Consider the following 26,179-nt stretch of genomic DNA (forward strand, 5'->3'; position numbering starts at 1 on the left):
CCGGACAACGCAGGCATGCGATGGCGAACTCCACGGAACGACAGCCTCCGATCCTACCCGACGCGCTGGCCCGCGCCCTCCACCAGGCGCAGGCGCAGGTCAACGCGATGGTGCTGGGCAAGGCCCACGAGGTGCGGCTGGCGTTCGTCGCCCTGCTCGCCGGCGGCCATGTGCTGATCGAGGACCTGCCCGGGCTGGGCAAGACCACCCTCGCCCACGCCCTCGCCGCGACCGTCGGCCTGTCGTTCCAGCGCGTGCAGTTCACCTCCGACCTGCTGCCGGCCGACGTGCTGGGCGTGTCGGTGTACGACGCGGCCGCACGCGGCTTCCAGTTCCATCCCGGTCCGGTGTTCACCCAGGTGCTGCTGGCGGACGAGATCAACCGCGCTCCGCCGCGTACCCAGAGCGCGCTGCTCGAAGCCATGGCCGAGCAGCAGGTGACCCTGGACGGCGTGACCCACCGCCTGCCCGACCCGTTCTTCGTGATCGCCACCCAGAACCCGGTGGACCTGTCCGGCACCTTCCCGCTGCCGGACTCGCAGCTGGACCGCTTCCTGCTGCGCTTCTCGCTGGGCTACCCCGGCGCCGAGGCCGAGCGCGCCCTGCTGACCGGCGCCGACCGTCGCGAACTGATCGCCCAGGCCGCCCCGGTGCTGGGCGAGGGCGATGTCGCGGCCCTGCGCCAGGCCGCGATCCGGGTGCATGCCAGCGACGCGCTCATCGACTACGTGCAGGCCCTGCTCGCGCGCAGCCGCCGCCATCCGGGCGTGCGGGTGGGCCTGTCGCCGCGCGCCGGCCTGGCGCTGCTGCACGCGGCCCGCGCCTACGCCCTGCTGCTGGGCCGTGGCCACGTGGTGCCGGAGGACGTGCAGGCGCTCTTCATCGCCGTCGCCGGCCACCGCCTGGTGGCCGAGGCGGAAGCCGGCGAAGGCGCCGCCCTGGCCAAGTCCGTGCTGCACGCGGTGCCGGTGGACTGATGCGCCTGCCGGGGGGAGCGGGGGAACGGATCCGCGCGCTGCTGCGGGCGCTGGAGCCGCCCCGCGCGCCGGAAGCCCTGCCGCTGGCGGTCGACCGCCGCCGGGTCTATGTCCTGCCGACCGGCTTCGGCCTGTTCTATACCGTGCTGGTCCTGGCCATGCTGCTGGGCGCACTGAACTACAACAACAACCCGGCCCTGCTGCTGGCGCTGCTGCTCGGCGCCTCCGGGTTGGCCAGCCTGATCGCCACCCACCTGCAGCTGTCCGGGCTGCGGGTCGAGGCGGTCTCGGCCGAGCCGGTCCCGGCCGGGCAGACACTGGCCCTGCGCCTGGCCCTGTCCAGCCGCGACGGCCGCGCCCGCCGCGGGCTACGCATCGACCGGGAAGGAACGGAGGCCTGGGCCGCGATCGCCGGCAACGATTCGGCCGAGGTCGTGCTGCCGGTGGCCACCACCCGCCGCGGCTGGCTGGAGGCTGGTCGCATCCGTATCTCGACCACCCAGCCACTGGGCCTGGTGCGCGGGTGGTCGCGGATCTGGCCACGGCAGCGCCTGCTGGTGTATCCGCGCCCGGAGGCCAGTCCGCCACCGCTGCCGGACAGCGCCGGCACCCTCGGCCGCGGCCGTCCCGATCCGCTGGGCGAGGAACCGCACCAGCTGCGCGCCTACCGCGCCGGGGACCCGCCGCGGACCATCGCCTGGAAGCACAGCGCGCGTCGCGACACCCTGGTGGTGCGCGAGTTCGAGCGCGCCGAAGGCCGCGAACTGGTACTCGACTGGCGCGACCTGTCCGCCCTGGCGCTGGAGCCGCGGATCTCGCGCCTGGCCGCGTGGATCGACCAGGCCGAGCGCGAGGGCCGCCGCTACCGCCTGCGCCTGCCGGCCCAGGACGACATCGGTCCGGGCCAGGGTCCCGAGCACCGCCACGCCTGCCTGCGCGCGCTGGCCCTGCTGCCGGATGCCGCGCCATGACTCGCGCCACCGTCCCGCTGCCGCCGGCCACCCGCGCCTGGGCCCTGGCCACTGCCGGCCTGGGCCTGCTGCCGCTGCTGCTGCTCCTGCCCCCGGGCCTGGCCGCTGGCCTGGCAGCGACCGCGGTGGCGGCGACCGCCGGCTCCTGGCGCCGGCCGTTGCCCTCGTGGCTGCGCCTGCTGCTGACCCTGGCCATGCTCGCCCTGGTGTTCGCGCTGATGGGCCCGCGCATGGGCCGCGACACCGGCTGCGCCCTGCTGGCGGCGATGCTGGCGATCAAGCCGGCCGAGTCCCACGCGCTGCGCGATGCGCGCAGCCTGCTGGGCTTCTCGCTGTTCGCCCCGTTCGCCGCGTTCCTGCTCGACCAGGGCCCGCTGACGATGCTGCTGGGCCTGGGCGCGGTGCTCGGCGCCCTGCTGACCCTGCAGCGCCTGGCCGATGCCGAGGCCCATGCACCGCCGCTACCGCCCGGCCAGCGCCTGCGCGCGATGGGCCGGCTGGTGGCGATCGGATTGCCGCTGGCGCTGGCGGCGTTCTGGCTGTTCCCGCGGCTGCCCTCGCCGCTGTGGGGCGTACCGGAACGGGCCATCGCCCGGCCCGGCCTTTCCGATCGCATGGAGCCGGGTGCCTGGCTGGATTTCATGACCGACGACCGTCCAGCGCTGAGGGTGCGCTTCGACGGACCGTCCCCGGCGCCGGAAGAGATGTACTGGCGCGGCGCCGTGCTCTGGAACTTCGACGGCCGCGCATGGACACGTGATCCACGCCTCGACTTCCTGCCAGCCCCCGAGCGCGAGCACTCCGCCGTGGAGTGGGCCTACGAAGTGGAGATGGAAGCCACCGATCGCCGTCTGCTGGTTGCCCTCGACCTGCCTACCCATGCACCGTCTGGCGCGCGCCTCGGCTACGACATGGCGCTTACCAGCGTCCGCGCCCTGGCTACGCCCACGCGCTGGCAGTTGCAGTCCAGGCCACCGCGCAGCCTGGAGCCGGACCTGCACCCGGTTGCCCGCCGGTTCGCGCTTGCCCTGCCGCCCGAAGTCAACCCGCGCACGCGAGCCCTCGCCGCGAAGTGGCGGAAGGAAGCCGGCGCCGATGACGCAGCGATCATCGAGCGCGCCTTGCGGATGATCCGGTCCGATTTCGCCTACACCCTCGACGTGCCCCTGCCCGGCCGCGATGCCGCCGACGAGTTCCTGTTTGCGCAGAAGCGCGGCTACTGCGAACAATTCAGCTCCGCCTTCGCGGTGCTGATGCGCGCTGCCGGCATCCCAACCCGGGTGGTGGTCGGCTACGCCGGCGGCTACCCCAATCCGTTCGGCGACTACTGGATCGTGCGCCGCGAAGACGCCCATGCCTGGAACGAGGTGTGGCTGGAGGGGCGCGGATGGGTGCGGGTCGATCCCACCGCCGCGGTGGCGCCGGAGCGCATCTACGACACCCTGGAACAGCGACGCGCGCTCGCGGATGCCGGCGGCGGCCTGCAGTCCCTGCGCCTGGACAATCTGGGCGACTTCGCCGACTGGCTGCGCCGCGGCTGGAACGACCTGGTGCTGGGTTTCGATGCCGAGCGCCAGCAGGCCCTGCTGCAGCCGCTGGGCCTGCAGCGGCTGCAGCCGTCGCAGCTGCTGGCGGCATTCTGCGCGCTTGCGGCGCTGGCACTGGCTGCGATGGCCTGGTGGCTTGCGCGCGGCGAACGCGAACGCGATCCCCTGCTGCGCGCCTGGCACCGGCTGGGCCGCCGTTATGAACGGTTTGGCCTGGGCCGCGCCCCGCACGAGCCCGCGATGGACTGGGCACGGCGCGTCGCCGTCGCCCGTCCCGAGGCGGGCAAGGATCTGCTCGCGCTCAGCCGCCGTTTCGTCGAATCGCGCTACGCTCCACGCCACGGGGGATTGCGCCAGCTGGTCACGGACCTGCGGCGGCACCGCCCCTGATCTTCACCGGAGGCCGCCATGACTTTGCGCAACACCGTCCGATTCCTCACCGCTGCTGCCGGCCTGTCGCTGCTGGCCGCCTGCGCCACTGCGCCGCAGCCGCTGCAGGGCAGCTTCCCGCAGGTCACCCCGCAGCAGGCGGTGGCCGCCACGCCCGGCAGCAGCCCGGTGCGTTGGGGTGGCCGCATCGTCGAGACCCAGCCCAAGCAGGACCGCACCTGCTTCCAGATGGTGGCCATGCCGCTGAACGCCACCGGCCGCCCGCAGAGCAACTCGGCCGACGTCACCCAGGGCCGCTTCGTCGCCTGCCGCGCCGGCTTCTACGACCCGGCGGTGTTCACCCCGGGCCGTGAAGTCACCTTCGTCGGCCGCGTAGAGGGCACCGAAAGCGTGCGCATCGGCGAGTACGACTACCACCTGCCGCAGCTGGCTGCCGACGTGGTCTACCTGTGGCCGGAAGTGCGCGAGGTCGAGGTGGTGGTTCCGCCCTACCCCTACGGCCCTTACGGCCGCCCCTACTGGGGGCCGTACCGCGCCGGTTGGGGCGGCTGGTGGTGGTGAGCCGGCACGCCGCGCAATGATCGATGCAGGAACGCCGCCTTCGGGCGGCGTTCTTGTTTCCGGGATTCGCACCCTCCGCCCGGACGGAGCAGGCGCAGGTTCGCCGGAACGAACAGCTACCGGCACGAGGCCGCGCCGCCTGAAGCCCGCGCTCAGGCCCCGAAGTGCCCCAGCGGCGCGCCCGCCAGCAGGTGCAGGTGGACATGGAACACGGTCTGCCCCGCGTGTTCGCGGCAGTTCATCACCACCCGGTAGCCGTCCTGGGCCAGGCCCTCGCGGCGCGCGTACTCGGCCGCAGCCAGCATCAGCCGGCCGAACAATTCGGCGTGCTCGGGACGCGCATCATCCAGCGTGGGGATGGCCTCGTGCTTGGGAATGAACAGCACGTGCACCGGCGCCTGCGGGGCGATGTCCCGGAAGCCGAGGATGTCGTCGTCCTCGTACACGATGGTCGCCGGGATTTCGCGGCGGATGATCTTGCCGAAGATGGTGTCGCTCATGGTCCATGTGGCGGTTTGCGTGGATCGCTGCAGCTTAACCCAGCAAAGCCCTTCTCCCCCGGGAAAGCGGTTGTGGAGTGCTCCATGTAGCCCGGATAAGGCCGAAGGCCGCATCCGGGGCCGCGCGGGTCCGGCGCAGGGGCCTGCCAGGACATTGCCCCAGGGGCACGCACAAGGACTGCCACGATTGACCGGCAAGCCGGCCCGGGTGCGCTTCGCTTACCCGGGCCACGCGAGCTGCCGTGGCATTGGCCCGCGCCCAACGACGCGGGCGTTCGCCGGCATGCGTGCCAGTGGCGCGCAATCTTCCCGCCTGATCCCGCTGGAAAAAGCGGCGCAAGGCCGTCAGGGCATCTCCGCGCGGGTGCCGAAGGCGTGGGACAGGGTGCCGCGGTCCACGTATTCCAGTTCACCGCCCAGCGGCAGGCCCTGCGCCAGGCGGCTGGGACGCACGCCGTGCTGGCGGGCCAGCTGGGCCAGGTAGTGCGCGGTGGCCTCGCCCTCGACCGTGGCGCTGGTGGCGATGATCATCTCGCTCACCTCGCCCGCCGCCAGGCGCGTGCCCAGCGTCTCCAGGCCAAGCTCGCGCGGGCCGACGCCGTCCAGCGGCGACAGCCGTCCCTGCAGCACGAAGTACACGCCGCGGTAGCCGGTGGCGGTCTCGATCGCGAGGCGGTCGGCCGGGGTCTCGACCACGCACAGCTGCTGGCGGTCACGCGAACCACTGGCGCAGACCGCGCAGACCTCGTCCTCGCTGAAGTCGCGGCACTGCGCGCAGTGCCCGATCCTCTCCACCGCCTCGGCCAGCACCGTCGCCAGCCGCTTGCCGCCCTCGCGCCCGCGCTCGAGCACGTGGTACGCCATGCGCTGCGCGCTCTTGCGCCCGACACCGGGCAGCACGCGGAAGGCTTCGATGAGTTCTTCGAGAAGCATGGGATTCGTGATTCGAGATTGGGGATTGGAAGGGCCGCCGCGCTCCGGGGTGCGGCGCCGGCGGCCTGTGGCATCAAGCGATCACTGCGGTTGCTGCTAGCTCTTCCGAATCACGAATGACCAATAACGAATCACCCTCTTCAGAACGGCAACTTCATTCCCGGCGGCAGTGGCATGCCCGCCGAGGCGGCGGCCATCTTCGCCTTGGATTCGGCGTCGATCTTGTTCGAGGCGTCGTTGAACGCGGCGGCCACCAGGTCCTCGACCATCTCCTGGTCGGACAGCAGGCTGGGGTCGATCCGCACCTTGCGGCACTCCTTGGTGCCGGTGAGGGTCACGCTGACCATGCCGCCGCCGGCGCTGCCGGTGACCTCGAGCTTGGCCAGTTCTTCCTGGGCGCGCTGCAGGTTCTCCTGCATCTTCTGCGCCTGTTGCATCAGCTGGGCGATATTGCCGCGCATCGGTTCAGTTCTCGTCTACGGGTCGGATGGAATCAGGCACGACGCGGGCGCCGTGCTGTTCGACCAGGCGGCGTACCGTCGGGTCGTTGAGGAAGGCCTGCTCGGCCGCGGCCTGGCGCGAACCGCGCTCACGGTCCATGCGCTGGTGAAGGGTTTCGGCCGGCGCCTCGCCGGTCTGGACCACGATCTTCGGCGGCGCGCCCAGCTGTCCGGCCAGGGCCTCGGCCAGTGCGCCCACCGAGCGCTCGGTGCGCAGGTATTCGAAGCCCGGGTCCAGGGCCAGGGTCAGCACGCCATCGACATGGCTGACGAAGGCGGTGTTGGACGCCAGCTGCCGGGCCGGGCCGCCGAGCTCGCAGGCGGAGACGCGCTCCAGCCAGTCCTCGGCATCGGCGATCACCGGACCACCGGTCGGCGCGCGCGGCGCTGCGGGTGCGGCGACCTGCGGTGCAGGCGGAGCGACCGGTTCGGGCCGCGGCTCCTGCTCCGGCTTCGCAGCCGGCGCGGCGGGCTTCATCACGATGCCCGCCTCCAGCGCATCGGCGGCGAGAGGATGCGCGCTGCCGGTCGGCGCACGCGGCGCGGCCGGGGCCTGGTCGCGCTCGTCCGGCCAGGACGGCGCGGTGGACGCGCCGCGGGCCGGTGCGGGAGCGGGCGCCGGCGGCTGCGGGCGCGCCGCCTGGGTCGCAGGCACCTCCCACGGCGGCAGGTCGGAAGGATCGGCGGCGATCGTGGCCGGACGCGCGGGTTCGGCCGATGGCGCAGGCGGTACCGGCGCGGCGGGAACCGCGATGGCGGCGTCCGGTGCAACCGGCACGGCGGCCCGCGGGGTTGCAGGCGCAGCGGACGCACCCGCGCCCGCAGGCGCCGACGACGCGCGCTGGCCACCGCCGGAGGCCGATGCCCCGGTGCCCGCGCCACCGCCAGTCGGCGGCACGCCGGCATCTGCCTCGGGCCGGAACGCCAGCATGCGCAGCATGCTCATCTCGAAGCCGACCCGCGGCGCCGGGGCCAGGTCCAGGTCGCGGCGACCGTTGATCGCCATCTGGTACCAGATCTGGACCACCTCCGGCCGCACCCGGCCGGCATAGGCGTCCACGTCGATGCCCTCGTCCTCGCGGCGGGCGCCCGGCACCAGCTGCCGCACCTGGATGCGGTGCAGCGCCTCGGCCAGCGCCTCCAGCACGTTGCCCCAGTCCGGCGCGAACCCGGCCAGGGTCTCGATCGTGCCCAGCAGGGCCTCGCCGTTGCCGTCGGCCAGCGCGTCCAGCAGCGCCGCGACCTGGGTGCGGTCGACGCTGCCGAGCATGGTCTGGACCACGTCCTCGCGCAGGGCGCCACCAGCATAGGCGATGGCCTGGTCCAGCAGCGACAGGCCGTCGCGCAGGCTGCCATCGGCCGCGCGCGCCAGCTGGCGGATCGCCGAGGCATCGGCCTCGATGCCTTCGGCCGCCAGGATCTTGGTCATCTGGCCTTCGATCTGGCCCTCGTCCAGCCGCTTGAGGTTGAACTGCAGGCAGCGCGACAGCACCGTGACCGGCAGCTTCTGCGGGTCGGTGGTCGCCAGCAGGAACTTCACGTGCCCCGGCGGCTCCTCCAGGGTCTTCAGCAACGCGTTGAACGCCGCCTTGGAGAGCATGTGTACCTCGTCGATCAGGTACACCTTGTACTGCCCCCGCGAGGGCATGTACTGCGCGTTCTCGATCACCTCGCGAACGTCGTCCACGCCGGTGTTGGAGGCCGCGTCGATCTCCAGCAGGTCGATGTAGCGCCCGGCATCGATGTCCATGCAGGCCGCGCACTGGCCGCAGGGCTCGGCGCTGGTGCCCTTCTCGCAGTTCAGCGACTTGGCGAAGATGCGGGCGATGGTGGTCTTGCCCACGCCGCGGGTGCCGGTGAACAGGAATGCGTGGTGGACCCGCCCGGTATCGAGGGCGTTGCCCAGGGCGCGTACGACGTGCTCCTGCCCGACCAGTTCGGAGAACCGCTTCGGGCGCCACTTGCGGGCAAGAACCAGGTAGGACATCGGCAGACCACGTTCGGCCGGGCTTCCGGCAGGACCGGCATTGTGCCATGCCCGCCCCGCCGACCGCCCCGCGCTTGTGGCAAGCCGGCGCGAGCGCTAGAATCGCCGGCCCTGCAGGCCGTCACGACGACCCGCCAGGTTCCGGAGAGGTGTCCGAGTGGTTGAAGGAGCACGCCTGGAAAGTGTGTAAGCGTCTAAACCGCGCTTCGGGGGTTCGAATCCCCCTCTCTCCGCCAGATACGCAAAAGGGCCCCCGCAAGGGGGCCTTTTTGCGTATCTGGGGACGGGAGGGGACTTGATGAGAGCCCCAACGGGTTCGACCACCCGCGAAGCGGGTGGACACGACGGCGAAGCCGTCGCCCGAAGGGCAAGGCGCGCAGCGCCGCAGTGCATCCCCCTCTCTCCGCCAGATACGCAAAAGGCCCCCCGCAAGGGGGCCTTTTTGCGTATCTGGGGACGGGAGGGGACTTGATGAGAGCCCCAACGGGTTCGACCACCCGCGCAGCGGCTCGCAATCCCCCTCCACCAGTCGCCCGCCTGCCATCCCCGCGCAGCAGATGGACACTACGGCCAAGCCGTTGCCCGAGGGGCAAGGCCTCAACGAGACCTGTGACTCCCCATCTTTCCGCCAGAAAAGCAAAGGCCCCCGCAAGGGGGCCTTTTTGCGTATCTGGCCAAGTGAGGGGCTGGTTCGAACCCCACGGCTCGGCCACCCGCGCAGCGGGTGGCGCGAGTCGCGAAGCGGCTTGCAATCCCCCTCCATCAGTGGCCAATCCACCGTCCCCGCACAGCGGGTGGACACGACGGCGAAGCCGTCGCCCGAAGGGCGAAGCCCCAACGGGCTGAGTGAATTCCCTCTCCGCCAGAAGCGGAAAGCAAAGGCCCACGCAGGAGGCCCTTTTCCTATCTGGCCGAGAGAGGGGCTGGTTCAGCGGTGGCGCGGACAAGTGCCGGCACTTCCGTACGCGCCTGGGCGGAGCCTGCCCGGACGGCATCGACGTGTACTTCGAGAACGTCGGCGGCGCGGTGCTCGATGCGGTGCTGCCACTGCTGAACCAGCATGCGTGCATCCCCTGTGCGGGTTCATCGCCCACTACAACCAGGACGGCCACGCCTCCGGGAAGGACCGGAGCGCCGCCCTGCTGGCCACCCTGCTGTCCAGGCGCGCGCGGATGGAAGGCTTCATGATCCTCGACCACTACGCCACCCGCTTCGCCGCGTTCCGGCGCGACATCGGCCAGTGGGTCGACGAGGGTCGCGTGGTGCTGGGGAGGACATCGTCGACGGCCTGGAACAGGCACCGGCGGCACTCGCCGGCCTGCTGCACGGACGCAACCTCGGGAAGCTGGTGGTGAACGTGGCGGGATTAGACACCTCCCGCCGGACCGCGACAGCTCTATGCTGTGGGCCCAGGCGACCGCCATGGAGGCACTGGAATGACCGCGACCAGGCATGGACTGCGGCGCGAACACGCGATCCTGGCGACCTGCCTCGGCTGGCTTGGCCTGGCCACCGCCCACGCCGCCCTCGCCCCGCAGTACTACCAGCAGGCCCGCGAGAACGCGGCCAGCCACCTGCAGCTGCGGATCGACGAAGTGGTCCTGCTGCCGGACCAGCAGTCCGGCAACTGCGAGGTGCGGGCCACGGTGCTGCGCGACTTCCGTGAAAAGGCGGAGCCGGGCACGCCACTGCGCTTCCATCTCAACTGCCAGACCCCGGAGGTCACGCCGATGCCGGGCTCCAGTGCCTGGCACGACTACGAACGACTGCGCGATGCGCGCTTCGCCGAGGGCTTCTTCAATGCCAGCGCACCTGTGCATGGCCAGCTGGCGATCATCGCGGCCGAACGCGAAAGCCCCTGGTGCGAGGCCACAAGCGGCCGCTGCGACCTGGCGCCGGCCGAGCCGGCCGGTACGGCGCGGGTGCTGGAGTGCGTGGTCGAAGGCGAACCGCCGGAGCGGATGCGCGTCGGCGACGGCACCTGGCAGGAATGGGATGGCGCCGCGTTCTCGCCGCAGCTGTGCGGTCGCCACGCCAGCGACCGGCGCCAGCGCGTGGCCTGGAGCTGCGACTGGCAGCCGCATGCATGGACGCTGGAATATGCCTCGGTCGACAGCCAGAGCCAGGGCGTCTACCGCCGGGTGGAAATCCTGGATCCGCGCACCGGCGCCTACCACCGCCGCATCACCGAGGACACCTTCGTGCTCGAAAGCGGCTCGCGGCTGGAGTTCAACCACTACGGGCAGTGCCGGCCGGTGCCGGACTGAATCGCACGCCCCTCGCCTGGTGGCGGCGGCTTCCGTGTTTTTCCGACCCGGGAAAAGGTGGCGGCCCCGCCGGCTTGCCTCGGCGCCCGCGTCGATCGATACCGTTGCTGCCTTCCGGCCCTGGCGGGATTTTCGACCTAGCGTCGCGAGGGGCCGACGGGGCCACCATAGACGCGGGCCGCGCAGCGCGCGGCCCGGTGAGGCGCGCATTCTAGCCTATCGGCGCAGCGCGACGCCAACGCTGGTTCAGCGACGTCGCGGCGGCAGCGCCACTCAGGGCGCCGCCTGCCTCGCCCCGGCCGGCACGATCGCCAGCGCATCCGGCTCGTTGCCGGTGGGCCAGCGCTGGACCACCTTCCACTTCGCGGTATCGACCACGGCGACCTGGTTGCCGCCGCTGATGGCGACGTAGACCCGGCTGCCGTCGGGATCGGCGATTGCGCCGATGGGCAGCGCGGCGCGGCCGAGCATGGTTTCGCGGTACTCGACCCCCGGCTCGGCCAGCGGCACCACCGCCACCGGGGCGCGGTCGCGCACCGAGAACACGCCCAGGGTGGCGGCGCGGGCGTTGGTCACCAGGGCGTGCAGGCCGTCGGCGGTGAAGGTGACCCGGATCGGGAAGCCGGGGCTGTCGAGCATGGCCACCATGTCCAGGGTTTCCGGGTCGTGCACGGTCACGGTGCCGGCCTCGCGGTTGCCGACCCAGACCGAGCCGTCGCGGGCCACGGCGATGCCCTCGGCGCCATCGCCGGCGGGCTTCTCCAGCACCTCGCCGGTGGCCAGCTCGACCCGGGCCACGGTGCCGGCCTCGACCTTGCTGACATAGGCATGCCGCCCGTCCGGCGAGAGCGCGACCATGTGGCCCTTGCCCGGGCCGATGTCGAACTCCCGGGCGATGCGGCCCTCCAGGTCCACCTTGACCAGCGCGTCGCTGCCCTCGGTGGTGACCAGCACGTACGCGCCGTCGGCAGTGAAGCGCATGCCGTGCGGGCGGGTGTTCCTGCCCAGGTCGATCCGGCGCAGCAACTGTCCGCCGTGGGCGTCGTACACGCCCAGGGTGTGGCCGGGCTCGCGGTGGCCGTACTCGCTGACCACGGCGATGCGGCCATCGCGGCTGACCACGATCTCGTGCGGCGCCGGCGCGGTCGCGGCTTCGCCCAGGCGCTGGCCGTCGGCCAGCGACAGCCGCCACAAGGTGTCGGCCGACTTGTTGCCGACCAGCAGGGTGCCACTGGGCCCAGGGGTGCCGGCGGCGGCGTCGCCGGCATGAACGGCGAAGGCACCAAGGGCGATCAGGGAAGCGGCCAGGCGCAGGGGGAATGCGGAAGCCATGGGGAAGCGATCTCCGGGTCAGGACGTCGCGGGCGGGCTGCCGGGTTCGTCCGGGTGCAGCCACTGTGCCGGGCCGTCGGTATAGCGTTCGTGTTTCCAGATCGGGACCCGCGCCTTGACCTGGTCGATCACATAGCGGCAGGCGTCGAAGGCCGCGTCGCGGTGGGCGGCACTCGCGCCGACCCACACCGCCAGGCCGCCGATCGGCAGCTCGCCCACCCGGTGCACGCAGTGCACGCCGGCGATGGCGAAGCGCTGGACCGCCTCCTCGACGATGCGCTCGCCCTCGGCCACCGCCAGGCTGGCATAGGCCTCGTAGCACAGGCCGCTGACCGGCCGGCCGTCGTTGTGGTCGCGGATCCAGCCCTCGAAGCTGGCATAGGCGCCGGCCTCATCGCGCTGCAGGCCCTGGCGTCGCGGGGCGATGTCGAAGTCGCTGTCGGCCAGCTCGAAGCGGGCCAGCGGGCGCGGTGCATCCATCTCAGCCTCCCGAGACCGGCGGGATGAAGGCGACCTCGCCGCCGTCGCGCGGCGGATCGCACCAGGCGGCGAAGGCGCCATCCATCGCCACCCGCAGGCGCTCGCGCGGCCAGGCCAGGCCATGGCGGGCGGCGGCCTCGGCGTACAGCGCGGCCAGGTCGGCGGCGGCGGTGTCGACCTCCTCGCGCTCACGGCCGGTGGCCTCGCGCAACGATGCGAAGTACAGCAGCACCACCCTGGCCATCAGCCCACCTTCCCGAAATCGCGCTTGCCGCCCTGCTTGCCCAGCAGTTTGGCCGGGCCCAGGACGATGGCGTGCGACAGCGCCTTGGTCATGTCGTACACGGTCAGCGCCGCCACGGTGGCCCCGGTGAGGGCCTCCATCTCCACGCCGGTGCGTGCGGTGGTGCGCGCGGTGCATTCGATCCGCAGCTCACGCTCGCCATGCCAGTCGATGGCGATGCGTACGCCGTCCAGCGGCAGCGCGTGGCAGAACGGGATCAGCTCGTGGGTGCGCTTGGCGGCCATGGTGCCGGCGATCACCGCGGTGTCGACGATGCCGCCCTTGTTCGAGCGCATGCCGCTGGCACGCAGCTGCGCCGCCACCGCCACCGGGAACGCGACCTTGCACTGCGCGGTGGCGCTGCGCGCGGTCACGTCCTTGGCCGAGACGTCGACCATGGCCGGACGGCCCTGGGCGTCGACATGGGTCAGCGCGGCGGGCGCGCGGGGGGATCTGCTGCGTGTGGCCACTCAACCTCCGATCAGGTACATCTCGATGGGCCGGCGCGCGGGCGCCTGGCCGCGGATCTCGCTGTAGCGGTCGTCGCGGGCCGACCACAACCGGGCGACAGCCTCGGCCACGCCATGTTCGCCGCCGGCCAGGGCCGGCCTGAGGTCATGTCCGCTGCCGGCGAACAGGCAGGTATAGAGCTGGCCGTCGGCGGAGACGCGGGCACGGTGGCAGTCGCCGCAGAACGGCGCGCTGACCGAATTGATGAAGCCGACCTCGCCCCCGCCATCGGCGAACGCGTAACGTTGCGCCACCTCGCCGGTATAGCCGGCGGCCAGCGGCCGCAGCGGCCAGCGCGCGGCGATGCGATCGCGCAGCTCGTCGGCGCGCACCACCTGGGCCGGGTCCCAGCCATTGCAGGTGCCCACGTCCATGTATTCGATGAAGCGCACCACGTGGCCGGTGCCGCGGAAATGCTCCAGCAGCGGCAGCACCTGGTGGTCGTTGGTCCCGCGCAGGACCACGCAGTTGATCTTCAGCCGGCCGAAGCCGGCGGCCGCGGCGGCGGCGATGCCTTCCAGCACCGTGGCGACCTCGCCGCGGTTCCCGGACATGGCCCGGAACACGCCAGGATCCAGCGCATCCAGGCTCACCGTCAGCCGGCGCAGCCCGGCCTCGCGCAGGGCGCGGGCCTGGGCCGCCAGCAGCGCGCCGTTGGTGGTCAGGGCCAGGTCCTCGATCCCGGGGATGCGCGCCAGCCGCGCGATGAGTTCCGGCAAGTTCCGGCGCAGCAGGGGCTCGCCGCCGGTCAGGCGCAGCTTGCGCACGCCGACCTGGACGAAGCCGCGCACCAGGGTCTCGATCTGGTCGAAGGACATGCGGCTGGCGGCGCTGGTGCCGTGGTCGTCGGGCACGCGGTCGGCCGGCATGCAGTAGCCGCAGCGGAAATTGCAGGCGTCGATCACCGACAGGCGCAGGTCGCGCAATGGCCGCCCGAGCCGGTCCCGGGGCAGCGCCGCGCTGGCCTGCACCGCGCTCATGAGGGCAGCGCCGCCGGCGCGGTGGGCGGGGCCAGGTCCAGCACCTGGCCGGGGCGGCCGACGGCATAGCCGCGGGCGGCCAGGGCATCGCCGTCGGCCGCGCTGGCGTAGTGGTACAGGACCATGCGCTGGCGCAGCCCGGCCGGATACTCGCGCTCGAGGTCGTCGATGCCGGTATGCGAGGGATTGCCGACCAGGCCGCAGTCGTGGGCGATGCGCTCGCCCTCGCTGGCGTAGCGCGCCAGGGCCTCCGGGATCGGGCGGGTGTCGCCGCTCCACACCAGGCTGCCCTGCAGGCGCAGGCCGAACGCGGTGTCCGGCCAGTGGTGGCGGACCGGGAACACCTCCAGGCGCAGGCCGTCGTGCCAGAAGGCCTCGCCCACCGGCACCAGCTGGAACGCGTCCCAGAAGTTGGCCCCACCCTCGGCCAGCACGTTGGGATAGTCGCCGACGCGCCGGTGCAGCAGCGGCACCACCGGCGCCGGCACGTACAGGCGGATGCGGCCGCGGCGCTCCGGGTTGAAGTAGGCGGAGACGAACAGGCGCTCGAAGCCGGCCACGTGGTCCAGGTGGACGTGGGTGACGAACAGCGCCTCCGGATGGCCACCGTACTGCTGCTCGTAGGCGGTCAGGCCCTCGGCGCCGCAGTCGATGGTCAGCCAGGGCTGGCCGCCGCGCTCGATGGTCGCCATCGGCGAACCCAGCGCGACCGCCGAGGCGTTGCCTACGCCATGCAGGCGCAGCGACCAGGGAGCGGCACCTGCGTTGATGTCCATCAGCAGCCCCGGCTCCAGGACAGTTCGTAGGCGCGGCGCAGGCGCGAGAAGTCCTTCTCCACCTCGTCCACGCTGCGCGGGCCGCGCAGCTTGAGCAGCGAGCGCAGCAGCCGGCGCAGGTTGGCCTCGCGCCAGCCGGTGGCGGGGATGCGCATGCGCCCCCGGTCGAAATCGATCAGCCAGCCGCGGCCGTTGCCGTCGAACAGGATGTTGTGGGCGTTGAGGTCGGCGTGCTCCAGGCCTTCGCGGTGGAAGCGCGCGATCAGGCGACCGGTCTCCTCCCAAGGGGCGCCGCTGCCGGCGACCAGGGCGCGGTCGGCCAGCGAGCGCACCCCGTCCAGGCGCTCCAGCAGGATCGCGGCCCGGTAGAAAGCGCCTTTGCGCACGTAGGAAGCCGCCAGCGGCCTCGGCACCGGCAGGCCGCGGCCGATCAGCAGGCGCATCAGCCGGAACTCGGCGAAGCTGCGGGTGCGCTCGGCGCCGCGCCAGACATAGCGGTCGCGGCTGACGCTGGCGGCCAGGCCGCCGCGCAGGTAATGGCGCAGCACGCAGGCACCGAACGGCGCGTCCACGAACCAGGCGCTACCGCGACCGCCTGAAGCCACCGGGCGGGCACGTTCGCCCCATGAAGCGGGCACGAACAGTTCCGGCCCGGCTTGCCGCAGCCGTTCACGGTCGAACAGAATGGCGCCATAACCGCTGCCGGCGCGGTAGGGCGACAAGGCTTCGTTTGCGTCGAACGCGACCATCCTCGCGAGTCTAACAACACCCCGAGACCGATGCGTCCTTCGATCTGCCTGTTGCGCCTGTCCGCCCTCGGCGACGTCACCCACGTGGTCCCGCTGGTGCGCACCCTGCAGCGCGCCTGGCCCGGCGCGCACCTGCACTGGATCATCGATCCGGGCGGCAAGCGCCTGCTCGACGGGCTCGAGGGCGTCACCTTCCACGTCTATAACAAGAAGACCGGTCTGGCCGGCATGCGCGCCCTGCGCCGCGAGCTGCCGCCGGAGCGCTTCGGGATCCTGCTGCAGCTGCAGGTTGCCGCCCGCGCCAACCTGCTGTCGGCCTTTGTGCCGGCGCGGCGCCGGGTCGGCTACGACCGCTCGCGCTCCAAGGACCTGCACGGACTGTTCATCAACGAGCGCATCCCGGACCGCCCCGGCATCCACGTGCTGGATGCGATCGGCAGCTTCTGCGAGCCACTGGGCCTGGTCCAGGACAGGGTCGAGTGGAACCTGCCGGTGCCGGACGACGCCTACGAATGGGCCGCCGCGCAGTGGCCGGACGATGGCACCCCGGTGCTGATGATCTCGCCCTGCTCCAGCCACCAGCGCCGCAACTGGTACCCGGACCGCTACGCGGCCCTGGCCGACCACGCCGCCTCGCGCGGCTGGCGGGTGGTGCTGTGCGGCGGCCGCAGCGAGCTGGAGCGCAGCACCACCGATGCCATCCTCGCGGCGATGCGAAGCCCGGCGCTGGACCTGGTCGGCAAGGACACGCTCAAGCAGTTGCCTGCCCTGCTCGAGCGCGCCGACCTGCTGGTCACCCCGGACTCGGGCCCGATGCACATCGCCAACGCCATGGGCACGAAGGTGCTGGGCCTGCACGCGGCCAGCAACCCCGCCCGCAGCGGGCCGTACTCGGACCGCCGCTACTGCGTCGACCGCTACGACGCCGCTGCGCGCAAATACCTGGGCAAGCCGGCCCCGGCGCTCAAGTGGGGCACCAAGATCGAGCACGACGGGGTGATGGAGCTGGTCACGGTGCAGGACGCGATCGAGGCCTTCGAGCGCTACCGCAGCGACCATGGCCGCTGACCCGGTGGGCCCGGCGTGACCGTCCGGGCCGGCACGCGCAACCCGGGCCCTGCGCTGCCCGCCACGGCGGTGCTGGGCCTGTTCGTGGTGTCGGGCTTCGCCGGCCTGGTCTACCAGTCGCTGTGGTCGCACTACCTGGGCCTGGTACTCGGGCACGCGGCGTACGCGCAGAGCCTGGTGCTGGCGATCTTCATGGGCGGCATGGCCCTGGGTGCCTGGGGCGCGGCGCGGCTGGGCCTGCGCTGGCGCCGGCTGGTGCTGGCCTATGCCGTGGCCGAGGCCGCGATCGGCGTGCTGGGCCTGGCCTTCCATCCGGCCTTCGTCGGCTACATGCGGGTATCGGAGGGACTGCTGGGCGCGCTGGGTGACGGCGTGGCCGCGCAGCTGTACCCATGGCTGACCGCGGCGGTGCTGATCCTGCCGGCCTGCATCCTGCTGGGCGCGACCTTCCCGCTGCTGAGCGCGGGCTGGATCCGTGCCCGCCAGGGCCAGGACGCACGCGTGCTGGGCGGCCTGTACTTCGCCAACAGCATCGGCGCGGCCGGCGGCGCGCTGGCTGCGACCTTCCTCCTGCTACCCAGGCTGGGCATGCCCGGCGCGCTGGTGGTGGCCGGAATCGCCAACCTGCTGGTGGCGGGCGTGGCAGCGTGGCTGGCGCGTGGCGAAGGGGTGGATGCCCCGCTGGCGCAGGAGGCTTCCGTTCCCGCCGGCGACACAGCGGCCGCGCGGTCACCGGTGCTGCGCGTGGTGCTGTGGGCCGGGCTGCTGTCCGGCGCGTGTTCCTTCGTCTACGAGATCGGCTGGATCCGCCTGCTCAACCAGGCCCTGGGCACGACCGCGCACAGCTTCGAGCTGATGCTGGCCGCCTTCCTGCTCGGCCTGGCCGGCGGTGGCGCCTGGGTGCAGCGGCGCGGGGCGCGGCTGGACGATCCGCTGCGCACCGCCGGCTTCGCCCAGGTGGCGATGGGCGTGACCGCGCTGCTGTCGCTGCTGGCGTTCGCGCAATCGTTCGAATGGACCGCGGCCCTGGTCCAGTCGCTGGCGCGCAACGATGGCGGCTACCGGCTGTTCCTGATGGGCAGCGCCGGCGTGGCGATGGCGGTGATGCTGCCGGCGGCGTTCTTCGCCGGCACCACCCTGCCGCTGTTCACCCTGGCCCTGCTGCGCGCGGGTGGGGGCGAGGGCTCGATCGGACGGCTGTACGCGGCCAATACCGTCGGCGCGATCGCCGGCGTGCTGCTGATGACCCATGTGCTGGTGCCGCTGCTGGGCGTGCGCCTGGGCCTGGTGCTGGCGGCAGTGGGCGACATCGCCATCGGCTTCTGGCTGCTGGCGCACGCGCGCAACGAACTGCAGCCGGCGCGGCTGGCGGTGCTGTCGGGCCTGGCCATCGCCGGCCTGCTGGCGGCGCTGGTGTGGGGCCGGCCTGATCCACGCACCCAGCTCTCCGGCGCGTTCCGCACCGGCCATGCGCGGCTGGACGATTCGCTCGAGGTGCCGTTCCTGCGCGACGGCAAGACCGCGACCATCGGCGTGGTCCGTTCCAGCGCCCACGGCACCCTCTCGCTGCTGACCAACGGCAAGTCCGACGGCGCCATGGCCCTGGACCTGGACCGTCCGCCCGGCGGCGACGAGCTGACCATGGTCAGCCTCGGCGCGCTGCCGCTGGCCCTGCATCCGCAGCCGCGCCAGGTCGGCGTGATCGGCTGGGGCCTGGGCCTGTCGACCCATACCCTGCTCGGCAGCGACCGGGTGCAGCGGGTGGAGACGGTCGAGATCGAGCCCCTGGTCCACCGTGCCGGCGCGCAGCTGTTCGGGCGGCGGATCGGGCGGGCGCTGGACGACCCGCGCTCGCAGGTGCACTTCGACGACGCGCGGCGGTTCTACGCCAGCGGCCAGCGCAGCTACGACGTGATCGTGTCCGAGCCGTCCAACCCTTGGGTCAGCGGCGTGGCCGGGCTGTTCACCACCGAGTTCTACCGCTTCCTGCACGGCCACTTGGCCGAGGACGGGCTGCTGGTGCAGTGGCTGCAGACCTACGAGATCGACGATGCGCTGCTGGCCTCGATCCTGGCGGCGCTGCTGGAGAACTTTCCCGACGCACGCCTGTACCTGGCCCAGGACAACGACCTGGTGGTGGTGGCCTGCCGCAGCACATGCCCGGCGGCCGACGCCGCGCGCCTGCGGGTCACCGGCGAACTGGCGCGCGAGACCGCGCGGGTCGGGCTGGATGGCGACGCGGCCCTGGCCGTGCGCGAGCTCGGCGGCCGCGCCCTGCTGCAGACCTACGTGCGTGCGCTGCGTGCCAGCGCGCACAGCGATTTCCACCCGCTGGTCTCGCTGCAGGGGCCGCGCACCCGCTTCCGCGCCGACCGCGCCGACACCCTGCAACGCCTGGCCGACAACGGCCTGCCGGTGCTGGACCTGATGGAAGGGCGACGCCTGCCACCTGCCAGCGACAAGATCGCCGCCCTGCCCGGCCACAGCCTGCTGCTGGCACGCCAGCGCGCGCTCGCACTGGCCGCGGCGATGTCGGGCGGCACGTACGGCACGCCGCTGCCCACGCGCCAGCACGAGCTGGCCGAGGCCGAGAGCGAACTGCAGTCGCTGCTGGGGATGTCGCAGGGCACGGTGGGCGACCTGGCCACCTGGACCCGCAATGCCGCCGCCATCGCGGCCGCCACCCTGGGCCACCTGCCGCCGGAGGACCTGGAACGGGCCTGGATAGCCCCGGCGTGGATCCACCACGACGCCCAGCCGGCACCCGTGCGCGCGGTGCTGGACCTGTACGCGGCCGCGGCCGCACGCGATGGCGAAGGAATGCTGCGCCTGGGGGAGGCGCTGCTGCAGCGGCCGGAGGCCTATCCGCTGGAACTGCAGGAGCAGGCGCTGCTGCTGGCTCAGCTCGGTGCGCTGGGCTCAGGCAGGCCCGGCGAGGTCGAGCGCCTGCACCAGGGCTACGGCATCGCCCTGCCCCACAGCGACCGCCTGCGCATGGTGCGGCACATGGTCCGCATCCGCGCCCTGGAAGAGCTGGAAGCCGCGCGCGCCGCTCAGGGCGCGTCGCCGGTCCGGTAGTCCTGGTAGGACTTCTCCTCGACGTAGGCCGAGCCCAGGGCGAGGTTGATCTCCTTCTTCACCCGGGCGCGCTCGTCGTTCTCGAAGTACACGCTGCGGGCCAGGCGCACGAACTCCTCGTCGAACTCCTGGGCGCGCTCCTTGAGCCGGATCTCGTCCTCGATGTCCCACAGCCGCTCGTTGACCGCCTTCAGCTGCGCGCGCAGCTGGGCGATGTCGCCACCGGCGGCCGGATGAGCCATCCAGGTCTGCTCCAGCGCCGACAGCTCCTTGCGCACGTTGGCCAGCTTGGCCTCGTCGCTCATGCGCTCGGACTTGATCTGCAGGATCGCGATCTTGTCCAGCAGTTCGCCAAAGGACACGGGGACGAGGATTTCGGACATGGGGACAAGCCGCTGCGTTGGAAAGGCGCCAGTCTAGCGAATGGGGCCGGCTGGCAGCTGAAGGCCCCTCTCCGTCCGGCGGGGGCTGGAGTGCGCCGCGCGCCCCGACCGTTCGTCGGCAGGCAGCGAAGGAATGAGACGTTTCCGACGGCCCACGCCGGAGCACGTCCATAGGATCGGACCGAACTGGAACCGTGCTGGCGGTCACCCATCAGCCAGTGACCGCCAGCCCAAGGTAGCCGGCGCCGACGGCGGCCGGCTCGCTCAGCAAGGCCAGTGCAACACACTCCTGGAGAGGGGCTTCAAATGAAGAGGATCACCATACCCGCAGTCGCACTCGCGGCCGGCCTGGCCGCGGGCACCGCCGCGGCATCCGACGGCACCATCACCTTCCAAGGCGTCATTACCGCCGCGACCTGCACCGTTGCCGTGAACGGTGGCACCGCGACCGCTTCCATCACCCTGCCCACCGTTTCCAGCAGCATCCTCGCCGCCAACACCGAGTCGGCGGGCGACTCCGCGTTCATCCTCGAGCTGTCCGATTGCGACCTCGACACGCTGACCGACGTGATGCCCTACTTCGAAGTCGGCCCGAACGTCGACCTGGCCACCGGCCACCTCAACAACACGGGCACCGCGACCAACGTGCAGGTCCAGCTGTTCTACGGCCAGGACGCGAGCAAGGTGGTCAGGATCGGCAGCCTCGAACAGCTGGCGGACGCCAACGCCAACTGGCTGGCGGACGACGGCACCCTGACCTTCGGCGCACGCTATTACGCCGCCGGGGCGGTCGTACCCGGCAGCGTCGTGACCTCCGTGACCTACTCGCTCGTCTACCGGTAGGCGCCATCCGCGGGGAAGCACGCTCCCCGGCATCCCCGGCGCGGCACCCAGCCGCCGCGCCGGTGTCGTTCCCTCCGCTACCGGAAGGCGACCACACCATGTCCCGATCGACCGCTGCTGCGCTGGCGGCATTCATCGCGCTCGCCTCCAGCCCTGGCACCACCGGTGCCAGCGTGGTGGTGGACGGTACCCGCGTGGTGTATCCGGCCGCCAGGCGCGAGGTCACCATCAACCTGCGCAACCCGGGCGAGACGCCTTCGCTGGCACAGTCCTGGCTGGACGCCGGCAATGCCGAAGCGAGCCCGGGCGATGACCCGGTGCCGTTCGCGCTCACTCCGCCCATCTTCCGGCTCGATCCCGGCCGGACCCAGACCTTGCGCCTGACCTACACCGGCGAGCCGCTGCCGACCGACCGCGAATCGCTGTTCTGGCTCAACGTGCTCGACATCCCGCCGCGGGCTCCGCTCAACCCGGATGCGCCAAACCGCCTGGAACTGGCCTTCAAGCACCGGCTGAAGCTGTTCTTCCGGCCCAGGGGACTGCCCGGCAGCGCGTTGGAAGCGCCCGCACGGGTGCAGTGGCGCCTGCGTCGCGACGGCGAGCGGCTGCAGCTGGAGGCGGTCAATCCGACCCCGTTCCATGTCTCGCTGAGCGTGATCGAACTGGGGACCGGCGAAGCCAGGCAGGCGATCCACGCCGGCATGCTGGCGCCCCTGTCCAGCCACAGGTTCGACCTGCCGGACGGCTTGCAGGTGCCGGCCACCGGCTTGCCACTGGAATACCGCTTCATCAACGACCAGGGTGGCACCGCCACTGGCGCGGCGGTGGCGGCGCCCTCGCCGGACTGACCCGCCAACCCACGCCATGGCGATGCGACGCGACAGGTCCTGCCCCCCGCTGGCGCCACTGGCCACCGCCCTGCTGCTTGCCCTGCCCGCCGCCCACGCCGAAGAGGCCGCACCACCGCCTGTGGAGATCGAGTTCAACAGCGACTTCCTGCGCGGCACCGGCGGACAGCAGGTCGACATCTCGCGCTTCGGACGCGGCAATCCGGTGCTGCCCGGCGACTACCTGGTGGACGTGCAGCTCAACGGCCACTGGCTGGGCCGCTTCCAGGTGCGTTTCATCGTGCCGCCCGGCGGCGGCAGCGCCATGCCCTGCATCGACCGCAGCATCCTCGACCAGCTGGCGCTGGATACGGCGAAACTCGCCGACGACGCACGTGCGGCGTTGGCCGTGGCACGCGAAACCGGCTGCGCCGACCTGGCGGCGCTGGTGCCGGATGCACGCATCGATTACGACCAGTCGCGCCTGCAGCTGGCGGTAAGCATTCCGCAGGCCCTGCTGCGTCGCTCCGCCCGTGGCCATGTCAGTCCGGAGTTCTGGGATCCCGGGGTGACCTCGGCCACCCTGGCCTACCAGCTCAACGCCTACCAGCGCGACAACGCTGCCGGGAGCAGCAGCAGCGGCTACCTGGGCCTGACCGGTGGCTTCAATTTCCAGGGCTGGCACCTGCGCCAGCGCGGCACCCTCACATCGGCACCGGGCAATCCCCATCGTTACCGCAACCTCGCCAGCCATGCGTTGCGCGACATCCCGGCCTGGCGCAGCACCCTGGCCCTGGGCGATGGCTTCAGCGACGGCGCCGTGTTCGACAGCATCGCCTACCGTGGCGTGGCACTGGCCAGCAACGACCTCATGCTGCCCGAGTCGATGCGCGGCTACGCGCCGGTGGTGCGCGGCGTGGCGCGCAGCAACGCGCTGGTGCGTATCGAGCAGAACGGCAGCCTGCTGCTGGAACTGAACGTCCCTGCGGGGCCGTTCGAGATCGACGACCTGTACCCGACCGGCTACGGCGGCGACATTGTAGTGACCGTACTCGAGGCGGATGGCAGCCAGCAGCGTTTCAGCGTGCCGTATGCGTCGGTACCGCAGCTGCTGCGGCCGGGAGCCTGGCGCTACTCGATCGTGCTCGGCGAGCTGCGCGATACCCGCGCCGCCAATGGCGACCGCCTTGCCCAGGCGACGCTGCAACGTGGACTCGGCGACCGCTTCACCGGCTATGGCGGCGTGCTGTCGAGCGGTCACTACCGCGCCCTGCTGCTGGGATCGGCATTCAACACAGGCATCGGCGCCTTCGCCGTGGACGTAACCTCGGCAGAAGCGGACATCCCGCGCGCCGGACCGCAACGTGGCCACGGCCTGCGACTGGGCTACAGCAACCAGCTGCCTGCGACGGGCACGGTAATGATGCTGTCGGCGAACCGCCACTCCTCGCGCGGCTACTGGACCTTTGCCGACACCCTCGCCGGCCGCCAGGCGGTACGCGCCGGCCTGGATGCGGATGCGATCCACCGGCCGCGCGAGCGGCTGCTCGTGCTGCTGAGCCAGCCATTGGGCGCGCGCGGCGGTGCGCTGTTCCTCAGCGGCAGTTCGCAGCGATACCGCGGACGGGAGCACGCCGACACCCAGTACCAGGCCGGCTACAGCAACAGCTTCAGCCCGTACCACCTGCGCATCGGCTACAACCTGGCGCTGGGCCGGCAGCGCGATCCGCTGAGCGGCAGGTACGGGCGGCATGCGCAGTTCTCGCTCTCGTTCCCGCTGGGCAGTTCGCCGCGGGCACCTTCGGTGTCGGCCAGCCTCAGCCACGACGTGCTCGGGGGCGGGTCGCGGCGCATGGGCCAGCAGAGCCTGCACGGCAGCCTCGGCCGCGACAACACCTTCGGTTACGGACTCTCGGCGAGCCAGCAGCCACGGCAGGATGCGCTGGCAGCCAACATCCAGTACCGCGGCAGCCATGCCACCGTATCGGCCGGTGCCAGCCGCAGTGGCGACTACCGCCAGCATTCGTTCGGCGCGATGGGTGCCGTGGTCTGGCATCGGGGCGGGCTGGGCTTCGCCAACCAGGCCGGCGACACGCTGGCGGTGATCGAGGCACCCGGCGCGGAAGGTGCGCGGGTCGCCAACCAGGCCGGTACCCGCATCGATCGTCGCGGCCATGCGGTGGTGAGCCAGCTGGTGCCGTACCGGATGAACACCGTGCGCATCGATCCGGAAGGTTCCGGGTTCGATGTCGAGTTCCGCAGCACCAGCCAGCAGGTCGCGCCCTATGCGCACAGCGTGGCGCGGATCCGCTTCGAAACCACCAGCGGGCGCGCGGTGCTGTTCCGGGTCCGGCGCGCCGATGGCTCCGCGGTGCCGTTCGGCTCCAATGCGCTTGACGCCAACGGCGCGGAGGTCGGACTCGTGGGCCAGGACGGCCAGCTGTTCGTGCGTGGCGTCGAGGAACGCGGCTGGCTGCGCCTGGCCTGGGGCGATGGCGAGGACCAGCAGTGCCGTTTCGGGTACCAGCTGCCGGCCGACGCGGGGGAACGGCTGCTGAAGCAGGACGCGACCTGCACCGCGGACGATCCATAGGTGAGCAGCCATGCACGGGAGATCCAGTCGATGAGGACAGTCGCCATGCCCGGAACCCCGCTGCCATGCAGGCTGCTGGCCGCGATGCTGGCCCTGCTGGCAGGGATGGACGCGGCCTGGGCGATCCAGGTCACGATCACGCCCGCCGCACCGGTGTTTTCGCCATCAGGCCCATACGCGATCGGGCGCGATACGCCGGTCGGTGGCCAGGCGCTGGCCACGGCCTACAGCAACATCTCGGCCACGGAGTTCAGCGGGACCTGCGCCATCACCCAGACGTTCCAGGTGATCGGCAGCGAGCTGGTATCGCTGTCGGGCAACTACGCAACGGGCGTACCCGGAATCAGCGTGAACTTCCACGTGGTCGACGGCGGAAGCCGGACCAGGCTCACCGGGCCGGGAAGCATATCGATCCCCAGGCTGCTCGACGGGCCCGGTGAACTCCCGGGCATCGAAGCCACGCTGGTGGTGACCGGTCCGGTCGGTGCCGGCACGCTGGATAACGGGAGCCTGCCGACGCTGCTGGCCTCCACCTCCGCCGAGGGCGTGGGCTGCCTGCTCCTGCCCCAGATGCAGACCATCACGCCTGTCGTCACCGAAGGGGGGGTATCACTGGTCGGCTGCGAGGTGACCACGCCATCGATCAACGTCACCCTGCCCACCATATCGACCAGGGCATTGCATTCGAGCGGCAGCACCGCCGGCGACACCACGTTCGACATCGGCCTGGCCTGCCAGCCCGGCACCACGGTGCACGTCGCCCTGACCGACAACGCCCATCCCGCAAACCGGAGCGAGCTCCTGGGCCTGCTCGCCTCCTCGACCGCTGGAGGAGTGAAGCTGCGCCTCTACCGCGATGACAACCCCGCGTTGCCGATGAGCTTCGGACCCGACAGCCCGGAGCCCGGTGTCGACGGCCAGTGGACGGTTGGCCCCTCGGGGAGCACCAGCGGGATCCGGCTGACGGTGCAGTACTACCGGGATGGCAGCGAGGGCGATCCGCTGCGCCCGGGGACGGTGGTCGGGCAGGCTACTTTCACATTGAGTTATTACTAGCCGGGCTGCGGGTGCATGGGGAACCAGCTCCGCTTCCCGGCCAGCTGCGCAGGACGGCATCGAAGTGATTTCCGGTCCCGCATGGGACTAGGGATTCCCTCGGCCCTTGCGGGGCCTTGCCCTCAGGGCGGCTTCGCCGTGTAGACCACTGCCGCGCGCGGTCGAACCAAGGGGTCTGAACCAGTTCCCACCCTTCCTGTCTGGCACACGAGAAAGAGCCACGGTGAGCGAGTTCGCGTCGTGTTGGGGGGGGTCGAACCAGATCCCTCCACTCTGTCGGGCGCACGAAAAACGGCCCCTCTGAGAGGGCTGGCGTCCTGTTGATGGACTCACTCGGCCCCTGCGGAGCCTCGCCCTCCGGGCGGCTTCGCCATGCAAACCGCTGTCGCGTTTTGTGATGAGGCGCTTTGCGCCTCGCGCCACCCGCTCCGTCGGACGTACAAAAGGACCCGTGAGAGAGCTGGCGTCGTGTGGGGGGGGGATTCACTCGGCTCCTGCGGAGCCTCGCCCTCCGGGCGGCTTCGCCGTGCAAACCGCTGTCGCGGTTTGTGACGAAGCGCTTTGCGCCTCGCGCCACCCGCTGCGCGG

24 protein-coding genes, 1 tRNA gene and 1 other RNA gene are annotated in these 26,179 nt (G+C 71.6%); 13 read left to right on the forward strand and 13 right to left on the reverse strand.

The features are described 5' to 3' along the window. Positions 1 to 20: 20 nt before the first annotated feature. Genes PSESU_RS10070 through PSESU_RS10085 form a run of 4 tightly spaced genes read left to right on the forward strand, consistent with a single transcriptional unit; the run spans position 21 to position 4,446 of the window. Positions 21 to 977 (forward strand): AAA family ATPase, encoded by a 957-nt coding sequence (locus PSESU_RS10070; RefSeq protein WP_013535675.1) that lies wholly within the window; start codon positions 21 to 23, stop codon positions 975 to 977. Further along, entirely contained in the window at positions 977 to 1,948 is a 972-nt protein-coding gene (locus PSESU_RS10075; RefSeq protein ID WP_013535676.1) for a DUF58 domain-containing protein, read from the forward strand. Before PSESU_RS10070 ends, PSESU_RS10075 begins: the two co-directional genes overlap by 1 nt. Next, positions 1,945 to 3,885, forward strand: coding sequence for a transglutaminase TgpA family protein (locus PSESU_RS10080; RefSeq protein WP_013535677.1), 1,941 nt, complete (start codon positions 1,945 to 1,947; stop codon positions 3,883 to 3,885). Before PSESU_RS10075 ends, PSESU_RS10080 begins: the two co-directional genes overlap by 4 nt. 18 nt (positions 3,886 to 3,903) lie before the next feature. Further along, positions 3,904 to 4,446, forward strand: a complete 543-nt coding sequence (locus PSESU_RS10085) for a Slp family lipoprotein (RefSeq protein WP_013535678.1) — start codon at positions 3,904 to 3,906, stop codon at positions 4,444 to 4,446. A gap of 152 nt (positions 4,447 to 4,598) precedes the next feature. On the opposite strand, the gene PSESU_RS10090 is transcribed toward PSESU_RS10085, so the two are convergent. From PSESU_RS10090 to dnaX, 4 genes are all read right to left on the reverse strand, one after another. Continuing rightward, entirely contained in the window at positions 4,599 to 4,946 is a 348-nt protein-coding gene (locus PSESU_RS10090; RefSeq protein ID WP_013535679.1) for a histidine triad nucleotide-binding protein, read from the reverse strand. A gap of 345 nt (positions 4,947 to 5,291) precedes the next feature. Beyond that, a complete protein-coding gene (gene recR / locus PSESU_RS10095; protein ID WP_013535680.1) occupies positions 5,292 to 5,879 on the reverse strand; it encodes a recombination mediator RecR in 588 nt (195 codons plus the stop codon). A 140-nt stretch (positions 5,880 to 6,019) separates the two neighbouring features. Continuing rightward, on the reverse strand, positions 6,020 to 6,340 hold the full coding sequence (locus PSESU_RS10100; protein ID WP_013535681.1) for a YbaB/EbfC family nucleoid-associated protein: 321 nt from the start codon (positions 6,338 to 6,340) through the stop codon (positions 6,020 to 6,022). A 4-nt stretch (positions 6,341 to 6,344) separates the two neighbouring features. After that, positions 6,345 to 8,366: a DNA polymerase III subunit gamma/tau gene (gene dnaX, locus PSESU_RS10105; RefSeq protein WP_013535682.1), complete on the reverse strand. Its 2,022-nt coding sequence runs from the start codon at positions 8,364 to 8,366 to the stop codon at positions 6,345 to 6,347. A gap of 143 nt (positions 8,367 to 8,509) precedes the next feature. Here dnaX and PSESU_RS10110 point away from each other — a divergent pair. From PSESU_RS10110 to PSESU_RS10120, 3 genes are all read left to right on the forward strand, one after another. Further along, positions 8,510 to 8,602, forward strand: a tRNA-Ser gene (locus PSESU_RS10110). A gap of 828 nt (positions 8,603 to 9,430) precedes the next feature. After that, positions 9,431 to 9,721, forward strand: a complete 291-nt coding sequence (locus PSESU_RS10115; RefSeq protein WP_049782327.1) for a hypothetical protein — start codon at positions 9,431 to 9,433, stop codon at positions 9,719 to 9,721. Positions 9,722 to 9,802: 81 nt separating this feature from the next. Further along, positions 9,803 to 10,633 (forward strand): hypothetical protein, encoded by an 831-nt coding sequence (locus tag PSESU_RS10120; RefSeq protein WP_013535683.1) that lies wholly within the window; start codon positions 9,803 to 9,805, stop codon positions 10,631 to 10,633. Positions 10,634 to 10,696: 63 nt separating this feature from the next. Here PSESU_RS10120 and ffs read toward each other — a convergent pair. The 8 genes from ffs to PSESU_RS10155 all read right to left on the reverse strand — a co-directional run bounded on the left by ffs (position 10,697) and on the right by PSESU_RS10155 (position 15,743). Next, an RNA gene (gene ffs / locus PSESU_RS15805) (signal recognition particle sRNA small type) lies at positions 10,697 to 10,793 on the reverse strand. Positions 10,794 to 10,906: 113 nt separating this feature from the next. Further along, complete coding sequence (locus PSESU_RS10125; RefSeq protein WP_013535684.1) at positions 10,907 to 11,965, reverse strand: SMP-30/gluconolaconase/LRE-like region-containing protein; 1,059 nt, start codon at positions 11,963 to 11,965, stop codon at positions 10,907 to 10,909. An 18-nt stretch (positions 11,966 to 11,983) separates the two neighbouring features. Next, positions 11,984 to 12,445: a molybdenum cofactor biosynthesis protein MoaE gene (locus PSESU_RS10130; RefSeq protein ID WP_013535685.1), complete on the reverse strand. Its 462-nt coding sequence runs from the start codon at positions 12,443 to 12,445 to the stop codon at positions 11,984 to 11,986. 1 nt (position 12,446) lies between these two features. After that, on the reverse strand, positions 12,447 to 12,692 hold the full coding sequence (locus PSESU_RS10135; RefSeq protein ID WP_203415197.1) for a MoaD/ThiS family protein: 246 nt from the start codon (positions 12,690 to 12,692) through the stop codon (positions 12,447 to 12,449). Continuing rightward, positions 12,689 to 13,198 (reverse strand): cyclic pyranopterin monophosphate synthase MoaC, encoded by a 510-nt coding sequence (gene moaC / locus PSESU_RS10140; RefSeq protein WP_013535687.1) that lies wholly within the window; start codon positions 13,196 to 13,198, stop codon positions 12,689 to 12,691. Before moaC ends, PSESU_RS10135 begins: the two co-directional genes overlap by 4 nt. Beyond that, positions 13,199 to 14,218: a GTP 3',8-cyclase MoaA gene (gene moaA / locus PSESU_RS10145; RefSeq protein ID WP_013535688.1), complete on the reverse strand. Its 1,020-nt coding sequence runs from the start codon at positions 14,216 to 14,218 to the stop codon at positions 13,199 to 13,201. Beyond that, positions 14,215 to 14,994 (reverse strand): MBL fold metallo-hydrolase, encoded by a 780-nt coding sequence (locus PSESU_RS10150; RefSeq protein ID WP_013535689.1) that lies wholly within the window; start codon positions 14,992 to 14,994, stop codon positions 14,215 to 14,217. Before PSESU_RS10150 ends, moaA begins: the two co-directional genes overlap by 4 nt. Next, a complete protein-coding gene (locus tag PSESU_RS10155) occupies positions 14,994 to 15,743 on the reverse strand; it encodes a 3-deoxy-D-manno-octulosonic acid kinase (protein WP_013535690.1) in 750 nt (249 codons plus the stop codon). The genes PSESU_RS10150 and PSESU_RS10155 overlap by 1 nt, the downstream gene beginning before the upstream one ends. Positions 15,744 to 15,773: 30 nt before the next feature. Between PSESU_RS10155 and PSESU_RS10160 the strand changes: the two genes are divergently transcribed. Together PSESU_RS10160 and PSESU_RS10165 are read left to right on the forward strand one after the other, a co-directional pair. Further along, positions 15,774 to 16,811: a glycosyltransferase family 9 protein gene (locus PSESU_RS10160; RefSeq protein ID WP_013535691.1), complete on the forward strand. Its 1,038-nt coding sequence runs from the start codon at positions 15,774 to 15,776 to the stop codon at positions 16,809 to 16,811. A gap of 15 nt (positions 16,812 to 16,826) precedes the next feature. Continuing rightward, positions 16,827 to 19,889, forward strand: coding sequence for a spermine synthase (locus PSESU_RS10165; RefSeq protein WP_013535692.1), 3,063 nt, complete (start codon positions 16,827 to 16,829; stop codon positions 19,887 to 19,889). On the opposite strand, the gene PSESU_RS10170 is transcribed toward PSESU_RS10165, so the two are convergent. Next, complete coding sequence (locus PSESU_RS10170) at positions 19,865 to 20,272, reverse strand: DUF6165 family protein (protein WP_013535693.1); 408 nt, start codon at positions 20,270 to 20,272, stop codon at positions 19,865 to 19,867. The two genes, PSESU_RS10165 and PSESU_RS10170, sit on opposite strands and share 25 nt — an antisense overlap. Positions 20,273 to 20,578: 306 nt before the next feature. Between PSESU_RS10170 and PSESU_RS10175 the strand changes: the two genes are divergently transcribed. The 4 genes from PSESU_RS10175 to PSESU_RS15715 all read left to right on the forward strand — a co-directional run bounded on the left by PSESU_RS10175 (position 20,579) and on the right by PSESU_RS15715 (position 25,591). Beyond that, a complete protein-coding gene (locus PSESU_RS10175) occupies positions 20,579 to 21,115 on the forward strand; it encodes a fimbrial protein (RefSeq protein WP_013535694.1) in 537 nt (178 codons plus the stop codon). Positions 21,116 to 21,213: 98 nt separating this feature from the next. Next, positions 21,214 to 21,963 (forward strand): fimbrial biogenesis chaperone, encoded by a 750-nt coding sequence (locus PSESU_RS10180; RefSeq protein ID WP_013535695.1) that lies wholly within the window; start codon positions 21,214 to 21,216, stop codon positions 21,961 to 21,963. A 22-nt stretch (positions 21,964 to 21,985) separates the two neighbouring features. Further along, entirely contained in the window at positions 21,986 to 24,535 is a 2,550-nt protein-coding gene (locus PSESU_RS10185) for a fimbria/pilus outer membrane usher protein (RefSeq protein ID WP_049782329.1), read from the forward strand. Continuing rightward, a complete protein-coding gene (locus PSESU_RS15715) occupies positions 24,536 to 25,591 on the forward strand; it encodes a fimbrial protein (protein WP_049782330.1) in 1,056 nt (351 codons plus the stop codon). Positions 25,592 to 26,179: the final 588 nt, after the last annotated feature.

The organism is Pseudoxanthomonas suwonensis 11-1, from assembly GCF_000185965.1.
Classification (GTDB): Bacteria; Pseudomonadota; Gammaproteobacteria; order Xanthomonadales; family Xanthomonadaceae; genus Pseudoxanthomonas; species Pseudoxanthomonas suwonensis_A.